The sequence below is a fragment of the Serratia sp. 4542 genome (genome assembly GCF_016805595.1).
Lineage (GTDB): Bacteria > Pseudomonadota > Gammaproteobacteria > Enterobacterales > Enterobacteriaceae > Serratia > Serratia nevei.
Window position 1 is genome coordinate 125,194 of the sequence record NZ_RXKV01000007.1, and the last position, 15,312, is coordinate 140,505.

The window sequence follows — 15,312 nt, forward strand, 5'->3', positions numbered from 1 at the left end:
TGGCTTATTCCGCGTGGCGTTTGCGCCACCAGAAGCGCACCAGCAGGATGGCGGCAATCGCCAGCGCGACAAACAGCAGGCTGGAGAGTTTTTTATTGAAGCCGGTAAAGAAGCTTTCGATCGCCTGGCCGCCAAAATAGCCGAGCATGACGAAGATCGTCGCCCACAGAATAGCGCCGAGGATGTTGAGCGGCACAAAGCGCGACGGCGGCAGGCGGCTGGCGCCGATCAGCACCGGACCGATGATGCGGAAGCCGTACATAAAGCGCACTCCGATAACGAACAGCATCGGGTGGCGAGCGATCAGCCTTCTGGCGCGCGCGATGCGCTTTTCCTGCCCTTTGAGCCGCGAGATGACCCGGCCTTCGAACCGGCGGCCGGTGAAGTACAGCAGCTGATCCCCCAACGTGCCGCCGAGCGCCACCACCGCTATCACCCACGGCCAGTGCAGCAGCCCTTCGTGGGCGGCGATGCCGCCCAGCAGCGTGATGGTTTCTCCCTCAGCCAGGCAGCCGATAAACAACGCCCAGTAGCCGTAGTCCGTAATGTAGTGGGCCAAATCGGTCATTCCTTACTCCTTATGTGACTGACGCATAAGGGCAAGTATACGCCCGATCGCTAGCCTTGGGCGATCTGGGCCACCAACGCTCTGCGCTGCGCCAGGCTTTCCGCCATTTGTGCCTGTACCTTGGCGTAAATGTGCGGCGGGGCCAGTTCCGGCGTGCCGCCCGTGAACGGCGGGGCCGGGGCGTATTCCAGATAGAGTTGGATCGTTTGGGCAGTGTCTTCGCCGTGCAGTTCGGCGATCAGCGCCAGCGCAAAGTCGATGCCGGCGGTGACGCCGCCGCCGCTGATCACGTTGCCGTCGCGCTCAACGCGTGCAGCGCTGGGTATGGCGCCGAACAGCGCCAGGCTGTCGCGCATCGACCAGTGGCAGGCGGCGCGTTTGCCCGGCAGCAAGCCGGCGGCGGCCAGGATCAGCGAACCGGTGCACACCGAGGTCAGGTAGCGGGCATCGGCGCCCAGCCGCCGGATTTGTCGCATGAACGCTTCATCCTGCAGCGCCTGGGTGCAGCCGCTGCCGCCCGGCACGCACAGCACGTCGCAGCGCGCGATCTCCGGCAGCGGGCGCAGTTGGGTGAAGTGCAGGCCTTCCGATTCGACATCCGCGCCGTCTACCGAAGCGACGACGATTTCCGCGCCCGGCATGTGGCGCAGAAACTGCAGTGGGCCGGTGAAATCGAGCTGGGTGACGCCTTGATAGATGGGAAATACAATCACGAGTGGTTCAGACATGACATTCGCCTCATTTTTATCGTTGGACCTGGGCCATAATAGCCGCCCTGTTTTTGGCTGTTATGACAGATAACCCTCAAAAAGCGCCATCATGAAAACGATCGGTTTTGTGGTTTTTCCCGGTTTCAACCTGCTGGACTTTGCCGGCCCGCTGGCGGCGTTCGATAACGTCAGCCAGTTTACCGATCCGCCGGCCTACCGCTGCGTGGCGATCTCGCCGCAGGGCGGGATGGTCGCCAGCTCGGCCGGGGTGGAGATCGCCACGCAGCCGTGTGGCGACGAGCGTTTCGATACGCTGGTGGTGGCCGGCGGCAGCGGCAACGTGATGGCGGCGCAGTCGCCGGCGCTGGTGGCGTTTCTGACGACCCACAGCCGGCGAGCGCGGCGCATCGCCAGCGTGTGCACCGGCGCGTTTATTCTGGCGGCCTGCGGTTTGCTGGACGGCAAGCGTGCCACCACCCACTGGTATCATGCGGCGCGGCTGCAGCAGAGTTATCCGCGCATCCGCGTCGACAGCAACCGTATCTTCATTCGCGACGGCGATATCTGGACCTCGGCCGGCATCAGCGCCGGCATCGATCTGGCGCTGGCGTTGATAGAAGACGACCTTGGCGCCACGATGGCGGCGGGCGTGGCGCGGCAGCTGGTGGTCTACCACCGGCGCCCCGGCGGGCAGTCGCAGTACTCGCTGTTGCTGGCGTTGAACCCGTCGTCGGATCGCATGCGCGCCGCGCTGTCGTTCGCGCGCGAGCACTTGCACCTGCCGCTGTCGGTGGCGGATCTGGCCGACGCCGCCTGCCTGAGCGAGCGCCAGTTCGGTCGGCTGTTCCGCGCCGAAACCGGGCAGACGCCGGCCAAGGTGATCGAACAGCTGCGGGTGGAGGCGGCCAGGGTGCGCATCGAAGAGAGCGCCGAGCCGCTGGAGGCGATCGCCCGTTCGGTGGGATTCAGCGATCCGGAGCGCATGAGGCGGGCGTTTATCCGGGTATTTGGCCTGTCGCCGCAGGCGATCCGCCGGCTCGGCCGCGCGGGATAACTTTTTTGCCACGCCTGGCGGCGGGGCGCACCAGAGGAGCAACGGATGTATCAGGATTTCGAGAGCGAATTGAACTGGGCGATGCGCCATATGCCGCGCACCCGGGCGGCGGTGGCGGCGTTGCCGGACCTGCACGGGGTGCGGCTGGCGTGCAATATGCACCTGGATCTGAAAATGGCGCCGCTGGTGGCCGGCCTGCTGGACAAGGGCGCGGCGATCTTTCTGACCACCTGCAATCCCACCACGGTGCAGAACGACGTGGTGGCCTGGCTCGAACGACGGGGCGCGCAGGCCTATGCCTGGCGTGACATGAGCGCCGGCGAGTGGTCGGAATCTTTCGACCGCGCGTTGGCCTGGCAGCCGACTCACCTGTGCGAAATGGGGGCGGACTTGACCACCCGTTTGCACCAATCGCCGAACGGCCCGCAGATCGTCGCCGGGCTGGAAGCCACCGGATCGGGCATCAATCGTTTGAACGGCGTGGCGCCGCGCTATCCGATCTTCAACTGGGACGATCTGCCGGTGAAAGAGGGGCTGCACAATCGGCATATGGTTGGGCTGACCGCCTGGCACACCTTCTTCCAGACCACCCATTTGACGCTGCACGAAAAGCGCGTGCTGGTGATCGGCTACGGCCTGGTCGGGCAGGGGACGGCGGCGGCGGCCAGGGCTTACGGCGGCCAGGTGATGGTGGCGGAAATCGATCCGGCGCGCGCGCTGCAGGCGCGTTATGACGGCTGGCAGGTGGTGGATTTGGCGAGCGCCGTCGCGCAGGCGGACGTGATCGCCACCGCGACCGGCGCGAAAAACGTGCTCTCGGCGCAGCATTTGCAGCAGGCGCAGGACGGCGTGTTTATCCTCAACGTCGGCCACGTGGCGGAAGAGATCGACGTCGGCTTCCTGCAAGGCCTGCCGCACCACGAGCCGATGCCTTATGTGAACGCTTACCAACTCAATGAAAAGACGGTCTATTTGCTGGCCAACGGTTCGATGTTCAACCTGACCGCCGGCTACGGCGACAGCCTCAACGCCTTCGACGTGACGCTGGCGGTGATGGCGGCCGGCATCGGCCATATCGTCGGCGCGGGGGCGCGGCAAACGCCGGGGTTGTACCTGCTGCCGCAGTCGGCCTGGCAGCCGGCGCTGTAACTTTTTCTATGCGGGCGTTCATCCCAGAGCGCCCGCGGGCTGCGTCGTTTTTCGGCCGACAGAATTTGTCACAAATCCGCCATACAATCCCAGTGCCAAGCGCTGAACCCTCACATATAATTCGCTGAGTTCAAGCCCCCATTTCAGAGTAATGCCTGTGAAAATACGTGTTTTGGTTCTGACCCTGCTCGCTTTGCAGGCGGGCGCAGGCTTTGCGCCGCGCGCGCTGGCCAGCGACAACGCCGCCGCTCTGCACGCCACCCAGCCGGAGCTGGCCTCCGGCAGCGCGATGGTCGTCGATATGCAAACCCATAAGGTGATGTACGCGCGCAACCCGGATGAAGTGGTGCCGATCGCCTCGATCACCAAGCTGATGACCGCCATGGTCACGCTGGACGCGCACCTGCCGCTCGACGAGATGCTGGCGGTGGATATCCACCAGACGCCGGAGATGAAAGGGGTGTATTCGCGGGTGCGGCTGAACAGCGAAATCAGCCGTAAGGATATGCTGCTGCTGGCGCTGATGTCGTCGGAAAACCGCGCCGCCGCCAGCCTGGCGCACCACTATCCGGGGGGCTACAACGCCTTCATCAAAGCGATGAACGCCAAGGCCAAGGCGCTGGGCATGACCAATACCCATTATGTGGAACCGACCGGGCTCTCTATCCATAACGTGTCGACGGCGCGCGATCTGACCAAGCTGCTGATCGCCACCAAGCAATACCCGTTGATTGGCCAGCTCAGCACCACCACCGAGCGCATGGCCAGCTTCAAAGATCCGAACTATACGCTGCCGTTCCGCAACACCAACCATCTGGTGTATAACCCGAAATGGAACATCCAACTGACCAAGACCGGTTTCACCAACCAGGCGGGCCACTGCCTGGCGATGCGTACGGTAATCGGTAACCGCTCGGTGTCGCTGGTGGTGCTGGACGCCTTCGGCAAATATACCCACTTCGCCGACGCCAACCGGCTGCGCAGCTGGATTGAAACCGGCAAGGTGACGCCGATCCCGGCCGCCGCCCGCGACTATCGTCGGCAAAAAGACGCCAGTCTGGCGAAAAACGCCACCGAATGACCCGCCTGGCGGCCTGCTCGTTTGCAGCAGGCCGCTATCGGCCCTCGGGCCGCCTGATGACAAATCCCCGCTCGCGATCGCCGTCGAAACCCGCTTTGAGATAAAGCTGGTGCGCGCCGGTGCGTTGCTGCCCCGACAGCAGCATCACCTTGTAACAGCCCTTGCGCCAGGCCAGCTGCAGCGCGTATTCGATCATCGCGAGCGCCACGCCGTGGCCGCGATAGGGCTCTGCCGTCACCACGTGCTCGATGACGCCGAACGGCTGCGCCTGGTGCGCCAGCCCCGGGATCAGTGCCAGCATGCAGGTGGCGATCGGCTGTTCCTCGTCTGCCGCCACCACCAGACGGATCGCCGGATCGTCCAGCAGGCGTTGCAGGGTGCGGCGTGCGTCGTCGGTACGCAGCGGCGCATCCTGTGGGCGCAGCTCGCGATACAGAGCCAACAGGCCGTTGAGATCGTCCGGCTGCGCCAGGCGATGAATGATGCTCATGGTTGCTCCTTTCCGCCGCTTCAACGGTAATCCGCTATCCTCCATTAATACCACAACGATTGCCGGAGAGGATGTTATGAGTCAGGTTTCGACCTTTGTCATGTTCCAGGGGGAGGCGCAGCAGGCGATCGACCTCTACAGCCAGGTGTTTGCGCGTTTTCGGCTCATGCAGGTGCAGCATTACGACCCGACGCCGGACGGCCGGCGATTGATCAAGCATGCCGCCATCGATTTCGACCGGCAGAACCTGGTGTTTATCGACAGCCCGATCAGCCATGATTTCAGCTTCACCCCGGCGGTGTCGCTGTTCATCAACCTGCCTAACGAAGAGGCGCTGGAGCAGGCTTTCCACCGCCTGGCGGAGGGCGGCAAGGTGCTGATGCCGCTCGACGACTACGGCTTCAGCGCCCGCTTCGGCTGGCTCAACGATCGCTTTGGGCTCTCCTGGCAGCTCAATGTCCCGGCGGGGGATTTGCCCTGAGGCTAAGGGGAGCGTGCAAAAGGCATGGCAGTTCCTGCTGTTGTTTCATATGCTTATCGCCGGGGCAGCGGCTCTGCCGTGGGGAATACCGACAACATCATGGAAGGGTGCGAATTGATTGATTTTGACCGCTATGTTGAGCAAGCGAAGTCTTACGGTGAGTGGCCGGGGGCACAGGTGGGCACGTCGTCCGGCAGCGTTGAGGGATTGAGCTACCGCCTGTATCGGCAAACTGCCGAGAGCGAAGACGTGATCGTGGTTTATCACGGCGGCGGGGTTAACAGCGCCGCCGGGTATGACATTCTTGCGCGCCACCTGGCTGCCGAGCCAACGCTCGCGGTGTGCCTGGTCGATATTCGCGGGCATGGCGATTCCACGGGAGAGCGGGGGACGGTTGAGCGGCCTGAGCGTATTTGGCGCGATGTCGATATCATCCTGGCGGAAATGCGCCTGCGTTTTCCGTTAGCGCGCAGGCACCTGCTTGGCCATTCCAGCGGCGCCGGGATGTTGCTCAACTACCTGACCCGCTATCCTTGTGAACAGCAGGCGGACAGCCTGACCCTGCTGGCGCCCGAGCTGGGGCCATTTTCCGGGATGGCCCGCGATTTGCCGGTGGCGGCCCGTTTTGCCCAGGTGCGCCAATGGCCCTTTGTGGCCAATGCGCTCAGCGGTGGACGGTGGTTTGGGCAGTCTCGGGCGGTCAGCCTGAATTTTCCCCCGGCCGTGCTGGCCGCCGCCCCCGATTTTGTCTGCCAATACAGCGTTAATATGGCTAACGCGTTGACGCCACGCACCCCGGCAAAGCAACTGGCGGCGCTGCGATTACCGACCTTGCTGCTGGCGGCGGCGCAGGATGAGTTGTTCAGCGCGCAATCCTTGCAGCGTTTCGTCGAACAGCATGGCAGCGTGCATGTTGCCTTTGGCTTGCTTGAGGGCAGTACGCATTTATCGTGCGTCTTTGAGGCCCACGATCATGTCCTACGCTACCTCTCGCGCGTATTCGCTGGCGCGTCTGATGGAGACGTATCCGCGTAGCTGTTTGTTTCTTAATCACTTCTTCTCCGCCATTAACTGGACGGAGGAGTGGTGATTAAGATCACGAAATTAGTTAATAAATCTTTATGAATTTGATTGCAAAGTGTTAACATCCTGCCGCTTTCATTAGGCTTGCTAATGATATTCTTATTGTCAAGGAATGCTCAGGATGGATTACCAAAACGTCTTTCAATTGACGGATCAGGAACGAAACGAGTTATTTTCGGCATTAGATAAAATTGCTTACGATCCCGCCGGCGGTGATGCGTATATTCACGCTATACGAACGGCGATGATTACCCATTTGCCCCACAGATTAAGCGCCGCATTAAGCCAGCAAAAGGCGTCAATCAAACCACGGCCTTACCTTATTTTAAAAAATGTGCCGGTGGATAAAGAAGTTTTCTTTTCCCCTTGTCCGAACCAATACACGCCTTCGGCCAAATCCGGGAATATCAGCGAAAACCTGTTGGTGGGTATTTCTTCGCTAATCGGTGAGCCCTATTCGATGTATTTCGAGGGGAAGGAGCTGATTAATAATCTGATCCCCAAACGTGAAGCCAAAAAAGAGTATACCGGTCTGGGGTTCGATGTTGAACTGGACTTCCATATTGAAAATGCGGCGCTGAAACACCTGGAACAGTTCAACGTCTCGCCGATGGGCCTGCTGCTGGCCGGTGTGCGCCGCGATCCGCACAGCCCGATGACGCGCATCTCCGATTCGCGTCTGGCGATCGCTCAACTGAGCCGCGAGGACGTCGAAATGCTGGCCAGCCCGCTGTACAGCATCAAACTGCCTTACCGCTGGCGCCAATCCACGCAGGCCGGGCGGGAAGAAACCGCGCTTGTGCCGCTGATTTCGCAAAATCACGTATTGCCGGATGTGAGCGCCGTCTTCTATCCCGGCATGATTGCGGCCAGCACGCCGCGAGCGGAAGCCGCGCTGGAGCGTTTCTACGGGCTGGTGAAAGAAAACGCCATCGGCATCGATATTTGCCCGGGCGATTTGGTGTATATCGATAACCGCTTTGCGCTGCATTCGCGCGATAAATTCACGCCTTCTTTCGATGAAAGAGATACGCCGTTGCGCTGGGTGCAACGCGTCTTCATTTCGGCAAGCTTGTGGAATCACCGCAACCTCAATCAGGTTGAAGAGCGCATTTTCTCGATTTAAGGTTATTATTCATGCTGAACGTTTTTCTTTCTATATTGCCGATTTTTTTGTTAATCGTGCTGGGCTATTTGTCAAAACTCTATGTTAAAGACGTCGCCGTATTTTGGGGCTTCTCAGACAAATTCGTTTATTACCTGTTTTTTCCGGCGCTGTTGATATTGGATATCAGTGAGGCGGATTTTAGCGGCGCGGACAGCTTTTATCCCGTAGTGGCGACCATTGTTTCCACGCTGGCCATCGCGTTGATTATTTTCGTTGGCAAACTGTTCTTCAATACGTCGGCCGATCTGTTTACCTCCATTTTTCAGGGCGGAGTCAGATACAACTCTTATGTATTCATCGCGCTGTCGCAATCGCTGTTCGGTAGCGAAGGGGTGGCACTGTCCGGTTTCTTCGTGGCATACATGATCATTCTGACCAACATCATGAGCGTGTTGGTGATGAACCACTACGGCACCGGCAGCAAGAAAAGCCTGAGCGGCGCGCTGCTGGCGCTGACGAAAAACCCGCTGATCATCGGCGCGTTGTTCGGGGTGCTGATGAACCTGTGCAACCTGCACATTACCGGCGCGCTTAAACAGCTGTTCGTTTATCTCTCCAACGCCGCCACGCCGCTGAGCCTGATGTCGGTCGGCGCAGGGTTGATCGTCAGCATGCATATCCGCAAGCTGGTTTCCATCTCTTATGCGACCGTGCTGAAGTTGGTGGCCATGCCGCTGATTACCATTGCGCTGGTGCACTACTTCGGTGCTACCGGCGTGCCGGCCAGCATCGCCATTCTCTATTCCGCCGTGCCTTGCGCCGGCAACGCCTATATTCTGGCGCGGCAAATGGGGGGCGATCATGAAGCGATGGCCTCCATCATCACCTGGACGACGCTGCTGTCGGTTATCACCGTGACGTTCATCCTGGGCAGCGTAGCGCTCTAACGCCGGCGCCGGGCGGCATTCGCCCGCCCGGCGTTTTCCGCAATCCTCTCATATCCTTTCATGACGCTTTACCGCTATGCTAAAAATAGAATGGCCCGTGAATATGAAAAGGATGAATCATTTTGGCAGGAAGTAGCTTACTTACCCTCATCGACGACATCGCCTCGTTGTTGGACGACGTCTCGTTAATGAGCAAAATGGCGGCAAAAAAAACCGCCGGGGTGCTGGGGGACGATCTGGCGCTCAACGCGCAGCAGGTCACCGGCGTTAAAGCCGATCGCGAACTGCCGGTGGTGTGGAGCGTCGCCAAAGGTTCGTTGATCAACAAGGCGATCCTGGTGCCGCTGGCGCTGCTGATCAGCGCTTTTGCACCCTGGGCGATTACGCCGCTGCTGATGGTGGGCGGCGCCTACCTGTGCTACGAAGGGTTCGAAAAGGTGTTTCACAGCCTGAGCCACGGCAAGGCGGCGCAGGAGGAAAAATCGGACGGGCCCGGCGCCAATGAGGACGCTGCGGCCTATGAGAAGCGCAAGGTGAAAGGCGCAATACGCACCGATTTCGTGCTCTCCGCCGAGATTATCGCCATCACGCTGGGCACCGTTGCCGGCGCCACCTTCAGCCAGCAGGTGATCGTTTTGTGCGGCATCGCCGTCGTGATGACGCTCGGCGTGTATGGCATCGTCGCCGGCATCGTCAGGCTGGACGATCTGGGGTTGTATCTGAGCCGCAAAAGCAGCGCGTTAGCGCGCTCCCTCGGCGGCGGCATCGTGCGTGCCGCGCCTTATTTGATGAAAACGTTGTCGATCGTCGGCACGGTCGCCATGTTTATGGTCGGCGGTGGCATCCTGACCCACGGTCTGCCGCCGGTGCATCACCTTTTCGAAGACTGGGCCTCGTACACCACGGTGGTACCGACGTTTGGCCATATCTTGCAGGGGGTGGTTCCGGCTCTGCTGAACGTGGCGTTCGGGCTGGTGGCCGGCGGCGTGGTGCTGGCGGTGATGTCGGCGCTGGGCGCGGTACGCGCGCGTTTCAAGGCATGATGAAAAGTCTCGCCCCGAGAGGGGCGGGACGGTGCAGACGCTTTAAAAAATCAGTTTGAAAACGCCGGTAATCGTCAATAAACCCACGATGAAAATGATGGCGACAATCCACAGAATAATTTTCATTCACTTCTCCCTTATCGGTTAAATGGCGTGCGCGATTGGCGCTAACTCAATGAAATCACTCTTCACTATAGACGCTAACTCTCTATCGTGCGTCGCCATGCATTCAGGGATGCTGATTGTCGCCCGCGCCCAGCGCGCGCTGCATGATGTGGGTGTCGCGCCATTCCCCCAGTTTGAACCCCACGGCCTTTAGCGTCCCAACGCTGGTAAAGCCGAGCGACTGGTGCAGCGCCAGCGAGCCGCGGTTGGCGGCGGAATCGCCGACGATCGCCAGCATCTGGCGCCAGGGGCCTTGCTCACAGCGGGCGATCAGCGCGCTCAGCAGCGCCTTGCCGACGCCTTTGCCCTGTTGCCCCTCGGCGATATACACCGAGTCTTCCACGGTAAAGCGATAGGCCGGCCTGGGGCGATACGGCGTGGCATAGCAGTAGCCCACAATACGGCCTTCGCTTTTCGCCACCAGCCAGGGCAGCCCGGCTTCTTGCACCTTGCTCAGCCGCAGCTGCATTTCCGCCAGGGTCGGCGGCTGTTCTTCAAACGAGGCGGCACCGTACAGCACGTGGTGGGTGTAAATGCGCAGCACGGCGGCCATATCGTCCGGCGTGGCATCGAGGAGGCTGAGTACGGGAGCGGAGAGCGTCATGGTAATGCCTGTTTACCTTGGAAATCAGCGGATAAACGCCATTATGCGCGCCGCTCACCGCCGGGGTAAATCGGGTTTTCTTATGTTGAGATAAGAAAACCCTATGGGGTTGTCAGCCGCACAATGCAGCGCTCTGTGCCAACTGCGGGTCCAACATGGCGATCTGCTGCTCAATCACCGCCGGAAGCGCCGGCCCTGAACGCGCCAGAATTGCCCCGGCTTCCGCCAGTGAAACGCCCATCCGGCGCGCCAGTTCGCCGATTTTCAATAACCGATCTAGCTCCTCCCTTGTGCGTGCCGGGATACTAAAGCCTGACGCCACGTAAGGGACAAGAGTGGGAAGAAAAGATGACGTTTTAAAAATCGGTGGGCGCCAGAGAGGCAAAAGCCCAGCTGGATGGCTGGGCTTCGCAGGTCCCTGAAAGGGAAGGTATAGCATAAGGGCCTTTATCGGCTACGGCGACAATTTCACCTGATTTGTCTGTTTTGTCAACAACAGCGTACTGGTCAGAACAGCATATTTTTGGCATTGATCGACTTAATGACGGCGCGTTGTATGTCAGCAACAAGCTCGCGCGACAGACATTGGGTAAGAAAGCCTCTCTCTTTACGGGCTCTGTTCAGCCGTTGGCGGCTGACTTGCTGCACCAGATCGCCCTTTGCCCAGCGCGTTTGCGGATGAAAGAATCTCATATCTTCGATGAGTTCACGCGTAATTTCGATGTGCAATCCCCGTTCGATCTTGTTCGAATCTCTGGTGGTCGACAGCGGTACGATAATGCAGGCGTTGCCGTTAATTTTGCCGTTTAACACAACAACTAAACGGTTCTTCACCATTTCTGGTGGAATGTGGCCATCATAAAAGCCGGCTTCATACGGTTGGCAGACTGAGAGGGGATAGTTGCCATAGTTGCACTCAAGAATTTCCCCGACCTTGGGGGCAAATTTGATCGGCATCGAGACACTCCTTTGTTGTGAACAATCCGTGTTATGGAGGAGTGAGCATGCGGGCGTTTTGCTTTTAGAGAAAGGTGTGGCGTAAGGAAACGGGGAATGAAAGTGAAATATTGCGGATTCGTACGCAGAATCCGCCTTGATGGTGGCCGAATTTACCAGCCTTTCACCGCGCCGCCGTTGAAGATTTTCTCGGCGGCCTTGGCCACTTCGTCTGACTCGTAGGCCTTGATGAAGTTCTGCACGTTCGGCGCGTCCTTGTTGTCTTCGCGGGTGACGATGATGTTGGTGTACGGCGAGTCCTTATCCTCGATGAAGATGCCGTCTTTGGTCGGCGTCAGACCGGTCTGGTTGATGTAGGTGGTGCTGATGACGGCGACGGTGACCTTTGGATCGTCCAGCACGTGCGGCAGCTGCGCGCCTTCCAGCTCCATGATTTGGTAATGGTGCGGGTTGGCGCTGATGTCCAGGGCGGTGGGCAACAACCCCTTACCTTGTTTCAGCGTAATCAACCCGGTTTTTTCCAGCAGCAGCAGGGCGCGCCCCAGGTTGGTCGGATCAAGCGGGATGGCGATCACCGCGCCGTCCGGCAGCTCTTTGAGCGATTTTATCTTTTTGGAGTAGCCGGCCATCGGGAAGACAAAGGTATTGCCGACTGCCACCAGCTTATAGCCGTGATCTTTGTTTTGCTGTTCGAGGAACGGGCGGTGTTGGAACACGTTGGCGTCCAATTCGCCCTTGTCGGTAGCGTCGTTCGGCAGCAGCGAACCGCTGAAACCGACCAGCTCGACGTCCAGACCATATTTCTCTTTCGCCACTTGCCTGGCGACTTCCGCCACATCCTGTTCCGCGCCGTTGATGACGCCGACTTTGATATGGTCCCGATCGGTTTTTTGATCGCAGCCCTGAAGTGCCAATACGGCGGCGAAGGCCGCCGCCAGAGGGGTGATACGCCAGCGTAAGGTCATCGAAGTCTCCCTGAAAAGAACAATAAAATCAGTTGTTTTTTGTCCTTACAGCTAAGCCTGAACCGCCGATGAAGTCAAACGCTCGTTCAGCATAAACGGCTATAGCTTATAGCCGTTATGCGGCGGGGGATTATCGGCTGAGCGAACGCAGCACCACGATGCCCGGCGTAGCCATCACGTAATCCATAAAAGGCGAATTGACCACCCGCATGTTGGCCTTGCGCGAAGAGGCGTTGCGCAGCACCGGGCCGCTGTCGGTCATCACGAAGATGCCGGTGTGGGTCACGTCCAGCCCGTCCAGGTTGGTGTAAATACCGATGTAATCGCCGGTGCGCAGCTGGGCCAGCACTTTGTCGTCAACGTTGTCGCTGGGGATATAGGTCACGCTGCGTTGTACGTTGGGTAAACCGGGCAGGTAGCTGCTGCCGTCCGCTTTGCGGTTGAGGTTTTTCACGAGGGTAACGGCGTGCGGGCTGAGCTGCGCGGTGATGTCTTCGGCCACCTGGTGCGGCCGTTGCGCCCAGTCGGTGAAGAAGTGTTTGCGCTGCGGGAAGGCGATTTTGCCGTCGACGTAGCGAATGTCGACCAGACGCTGAACGAACTCGCCCTCGCTGCGGGCGGTGCTGAGCGCTTCCACATAATCGATGTAGGTGAAGCAATCCAGCCCGCGGAAGTCGATCACCAACTGCTCGGGCGTGCTTTGCGAACCGATCAGGCGGTTGGCGAGATAGGGCGTGCCGAGAAACTCGCGCGAAATCAAATCGACGGTGCGGCCGTGCGGCTGTGCGGCGGGCCAACCGGCGCGCAGCGTGAGGATCTCACGCAGCTTGCTGCGGGTGCTGGCGTCCATCTCCGGCTGCACGCCCGGCGGCGAAACGGTGACCTCGGTCGGCGGCGTTGCGGGGGTGACGGCGGCGGGGCGATCGGCGCATCCGCTCATGGCGATAGCTAACATCAGTAAAACAACCTTGTTCTGGTTCATACGGCCCTCCCTGGGTGTCGCTGGTTTATCAGAGTAAGTGATAACAGTTCTCATCCGATGGTAGGGGTTAAAAAGTAAACATAGCCTCAATGGCGGCCGATAAATCAGTAACCGATTTCGCTATTGAACGGCAAATACCAGAACAGCGCGATTTCGTGATCGGCGATCTCCGGCTCGGCGCGGTACAGCAAACGGTCGATGCCGCCGAGAATAAACCCGTAATGCTGGTAGCAGCGACAGGCGGCCAGATTGTTGTTCTGCGTTTCGAGCATCATACCCGAGGTTTCCTGCTGCCGCGCCCACTGTTTGGCGCAGTCCAGCAGTGCCCCGGCGATGCCCTGACGGCGCGCGTGAGCGCTGACCGCGATCTCGTCGATCAAGGTGTAACCGTTCCAGTTTTTGCTCAGCGTGATGTGGCCAACGGCTTCGTCCTGGCGATACGCCAGGAAGGTCACGCTGTCTTCGTTGGCGAACGGCGCCAGGGGATACTGTTTACGAAACGGCGCCACCGGGCGGGTTGGCCAGCTGTCGACCGGGCAGTCGAACTGCGGCAGGGCGTAACAGCGGATGGTAAAGCTGAAATCGCCGCGCGTCAGGTAATCATCGGGCAGCGCCTCAATGGCCGCGATGCGGATGGCCGGGGTCATTATGGCAGCTCCCGCAGCAGGCGCGCCGGGTTGCCGGCATAAATTCCCTTGCGGGTAATGTCGCGGGTCACGACCGCCCCGGCGCCGATCACCGCGTCGCTGCAGATCTCCACCGCCAGGATCGTGGCGCCGGAGCCGATGGACACCCGATCGCCGACGCGCGTGCGCCCCCAGCTGGCCGGATCGGCATTGGGCGCGCCGTCTTTGAACAGATCGTTGGCGAAGGTGACGCCGTGGCCGACAAAGCACGCTTCGCCGAGGGTGACGTATTCGCAGATAAAGCTGTGCGACTGAATTTTACTGCGCGCGCCGATGCTGACGTGGCGCTGGATCTCCACGAACGGGCCGACGAAGACATCGTCGCCGAGCCGGCAGCCGTACAGATTGCTGGGCTCGACTACTGTGACGTTGCGCCCGGCGTCGACGTCGACGATCCCCGCCTGGCGGGTGGTGATAACGGATGACATGACCTTCCTCGCAGCCTGGTTTTTATGGTGGGAGTATAAGACAAAGCGTTGCGGCGTTGCGCTTTCCGCACGTTTTTTCGCCGAAAGACTATAATTAGTACAGGGGAGAGAGCCCCGTGGCCGCAATCCTCGCACGGGTAGCTGTCCGTCGGAGGTGTGAAATTCGTTCGCCGATCGCGGCCTACGGCGAGATAGGAGGTGTCTCATGGTCAGTCATGTTTGGGGACTTCTGGCGCATCCCAGCGCCGAGTTCGAACAGATCAAAAGCGAGAATGAAAGCGTCTCGCACCTATACACCCATCACGTGTTGCTCTTGGCAGCAATCCCGGTGGTCTGCGCCTTTATCGGCACCACCCAGTTGGGCTGGCTCTCCGGCGAGGGACATGCCATCAGGCTCGACATGTTTACCGCGCTTTATACCGCCGTGGCGTTTTACCTGCTGATGCTGGCGGGCGTAGCGGCCATGGGGAAAGTCATTCACTGGATGGCGCGGCGCTATGAATCGCGCCCCAGCCTGCACCGCTGCATGGTGTTTGCTGGCTACGTGGCGACCCCGATGTTCCTCAGCGGGATTGTGGCGCTCTATCCGGTCGTCTGGCTGTGTCTGTTTGTCGGCATTATCGGCCTGTGCTATTCGGGCTATCTGCTGAATCTGGGGATCCCGCACTTCCTGAATATCGACAGTAAGGAAGGGTTCATCTTCTCCAGCTCGACCTTCGCTATCGGTATCCTGTTGCTCGAGCTGTTGCTTGGGGTGACGGTGCTGCTGTGGGGGTACGGTTCCTGGTTGTTCTGAGTTAACGGCTGTTGT

General features: G+C 59.7%; 19 protein-coding genes. 9 read left to right on the forward strand and 10 right to left on the reverse strand.

Annotated features, from left to right (window positions below; all coding sequences use genetic code 11):
* Positions 1 to 4: 4 nt before the first annotated feature.
* Entirely contained in the window at positions 5 to 568 is a 564-nt protein-coding gene (locus EKL15_RS09475) for a DedA family protein (RefSeq protein WP_060420973.1), read from the reverse strand.
* 50 nt (positions 569 to 618) lie between these two features.
* Complete coding sequence (locus tag EKL15_RS09480) at positions 619 to 1,296, reverse strand: DJ-1/PfpI family protein (protein ID WP_060420976.1); 678 nt, start codon at positions 1,294 to 1,296, stop codon at positions 619 to 621.
* 91 nt (positions 1,297 to 1,387) lie between these two features.
* Here EKL15_RS09480 and EKL15_RS09485 point away from each other — a divergent pair, with 91 nt between their 5' ends.
* The 3 genes from EKL15_RS09485 (at position 1,388) to pbpG (ending at position 4,562) form a co-directional block, all read left to right on the forward strand.
* Positions 1,388 to 2,332, forward strand: a complete 945-nt coding sequence (locus tag EKL15_RS09485) for a GlxA family transcriptional regulator (RefSeq protein ID WP_049201103.1) — start codon at positions 1,388 to 1,390, stop codon at positions 2,330 to 2,332.
* A gap of 45 nt (positions 2,333 to 2,377) precedes the next feature.
* The gene (locus tag EKL15_RS09490) at positions 2,378 to 3,481 is read left to right on the forward strand and encodes an adenosylhomocysteinase (protein ID WP_100396143.1); all 1,104 of its coding nucleotides are present in this window, start codon (positions 2,378 to 2,380) and stop codon (positions 3,479 to 3,481) included.
* Positions 3,482 to 3,632: 151 nt separating this feature from the next.
* Complete coding sequence (pbpG, locus tag EKL15_RS09495; protein WP_038879897.1) at positions 3,633 to 4,562, forward strand: D-alanyl-D-alanine endopeptidase; 930 nt, start codon at positions 3,633 to 3,635, stop codon at positions 4,560 to 4,562.
* Between the two features lie 34 nt (positions 4,563 to 4,596).
* On the opposite strand, the gene EKL15_RS09500 is transcribed toward pbpG, so the two are convergent.
* Positions 4,597 to 5,052, reverse strand: a complete 456-nt coding sequence (locus EKL15_RS09500; protein ID WP_033637538.1) for a GNAT family N-acetyltransferase — start codon at positions 5,050 to 5,052, stop codon at positions 4,597 to 4,599.
* Between the two features lie 76 nt (positions 5,053 to 5,128).
* On the opposite strand from EKL15_RS09500, the gene EKL15_RS09505 reads away from it, so the two are divergent.
* The 5 genes from EKL15_RS09505 (at position 5,129) to EKL15_RS09525 (ending at position 9,714) form a co-directional block, all read left to right on the forward strand.
* Complete coding sequence (locus EKL15_RS09505; protein WP_047728359.1) at positions 5,129 to 5,533, forward strand: VOC family protein; 405 nt, start codon at positions 5,129 to 5,131, stop codon at positions 5,531 to 5,533.
* Between the two features lie 24 nt (positions 5,534 to 5,557).
* Positions 5,558 to 6,568 carry an alpha/beta fold hydrolase gene (locus tag EKL15_RS09510; protein WP_238423679.1) on the forward strand — a complete coding sequence of 337 codons (1,011 nt, stop codon included), beginning with the start codon at positions 5,558 to 5,560 and terminating at the stop codon, positions 6,566 to 6,568.
* Between the two features lie 169 nt (positions 6,569 to 6,737).
* Positions 6,738 to 7,742 carry a TauD/TfdA family dioxygenase gene (locus tag EKL15_RS09515; RefSeq protein WP_070914071.1) on the forward strand — a complete coding sequence of 335 codons (1,005 nt, stop codon included), beginning with the start codon at positions 6,738 to 6,740 and terminating at the stop codon, positions 7,740 to 7,742.
* 11 nt (positions 7,743 to 7,753) lie between these two features.
* Entirely contained in the window at positions 7,754 to 8,671 is a 918-nt protein-coding gene (locus EKL15_RS09520) for an AEC family transporter (RefSeq protein ID WP_025301959.1), read from the forward strand.
* 122 nt (positions 8,672 to 8,793) lie between these two features.
* Positions 8,794 to 9,714, forward strand: coding sequence for a DUF808 domain-containing protein (locus EKL15_RS09525; RefSeq protein WP_084826634.1), 921 nt, complete (start codon positions 8,794 to 8,796; stop codon positions 9,712 to 9,714).
* 229 nt (positions 9,715 to 9,943) lie between these two features.
* On the opposite strand, the gene EKL15_RS09530 is transcribed toward EKL15_RS09525, so the two are convergent.
* The 7 genes from EKL15_RS09530 to EKL15_RS09560 form a co-directional block, all read right to left on the reverse strand.
* Entirely contained in the window at positions 9,944 to 10,483 is a 540-nt protein-coding gene (locus tag EKL15_RS09530) for a GNAT family N-acetyltransferase (RefSeq protein ID WP_070914069.1), read from the reverse strand.
* Between the two features lie 112 nt (positions 10,484 to 10,595).
* Positions 10,596 to 10,751, reverse strand: coding sequence for a hypothetical protein (locus EKL15_RS09535; RefSeq protein ID WP_172906356.1), 156 nt, complete (start codon positions 10,749 to 10,751; stop codon positions 10,596 to 10,598).
* A 239-nt stretch (positions 10,752 to 10,990) separates the two neighbouring features.
* A complete protein-coding gene (locus tag EKL15_RS09540; protein ID WP_060440468.1) occupies positions 10,991 to 11,440 on the reverse strand; it encodes a type II toxin-antitoxin system PemK/MazF family toxin in 450 nt (149 codons plus the stop codon).
* A gap of 152 nt (positions 11,441 to 11,592) precedes the next feature.
* Entirely contained in the window at positions 11,593 to 12,405 is an 813-nt protein-coding gene (locus EKL15_RS09545) for a MetQ/NlpA family lipoprotein (protein WP_049201095.1), read from the reverse strand.
* A 130-nt stretch (positions 12,406 to 12,535) separates the two neighbouring features.
* Complete coding sequence (locus EKL15_RS09550; protein ID WP_203089324.1) at positions 12,536 to 13,387, reverse strand: DUF1460 domain-containing protein; 852 nt, start codon at positions 13,385 to 13,387, stop codon at positions 12,536 to 12,538.
* Between the two features lie 104 nt (positions 13,388 to 13,491).
* Positions 13,492 to 14,034 (reverse strand): GNAT family N-acetyltransferase, encoded by a 543-nt coding sequence (locus tag EKL15_RS09555; protein WP_100396140.1) that lies wholly within the window; start codon positions 14,032 to 14,034, stop codon positions 13,492 to 13,494.
* Entirely contained in the window at positions 14,034 to 14,501 is a 468-nt protein-coding gene (locus EKL15_RS09560) for an acyltransferase (protein ID WP_060421008.1), read from the reverse strand. Before EKL15_RS09560 ends, EKL15_RS09555 begins: the two co-directional genes overlap by 1 nt.
* A 205-nt stretch (positions 14,502 to 14,706) precedes the next feature.
* Here EKL15_RS09560 and EKL15_RS09565 point away from each other — a divergent pair, with 205 nt between their 5' ends.
* Positions 14,707 to 15,297 (forward strand): Yip1 family protein, encoded by a 591-nt coding sequence (locus EKL15_RS09565; protein WP_004939641.1) that lies wholly within the window; start codon positions 14,707 to 14,709, stop codon positions 15,295 to 15,297.
* The last annotated feature ends 15 nt before the right edge of the window (positions 15,298 to 15,312 follow it).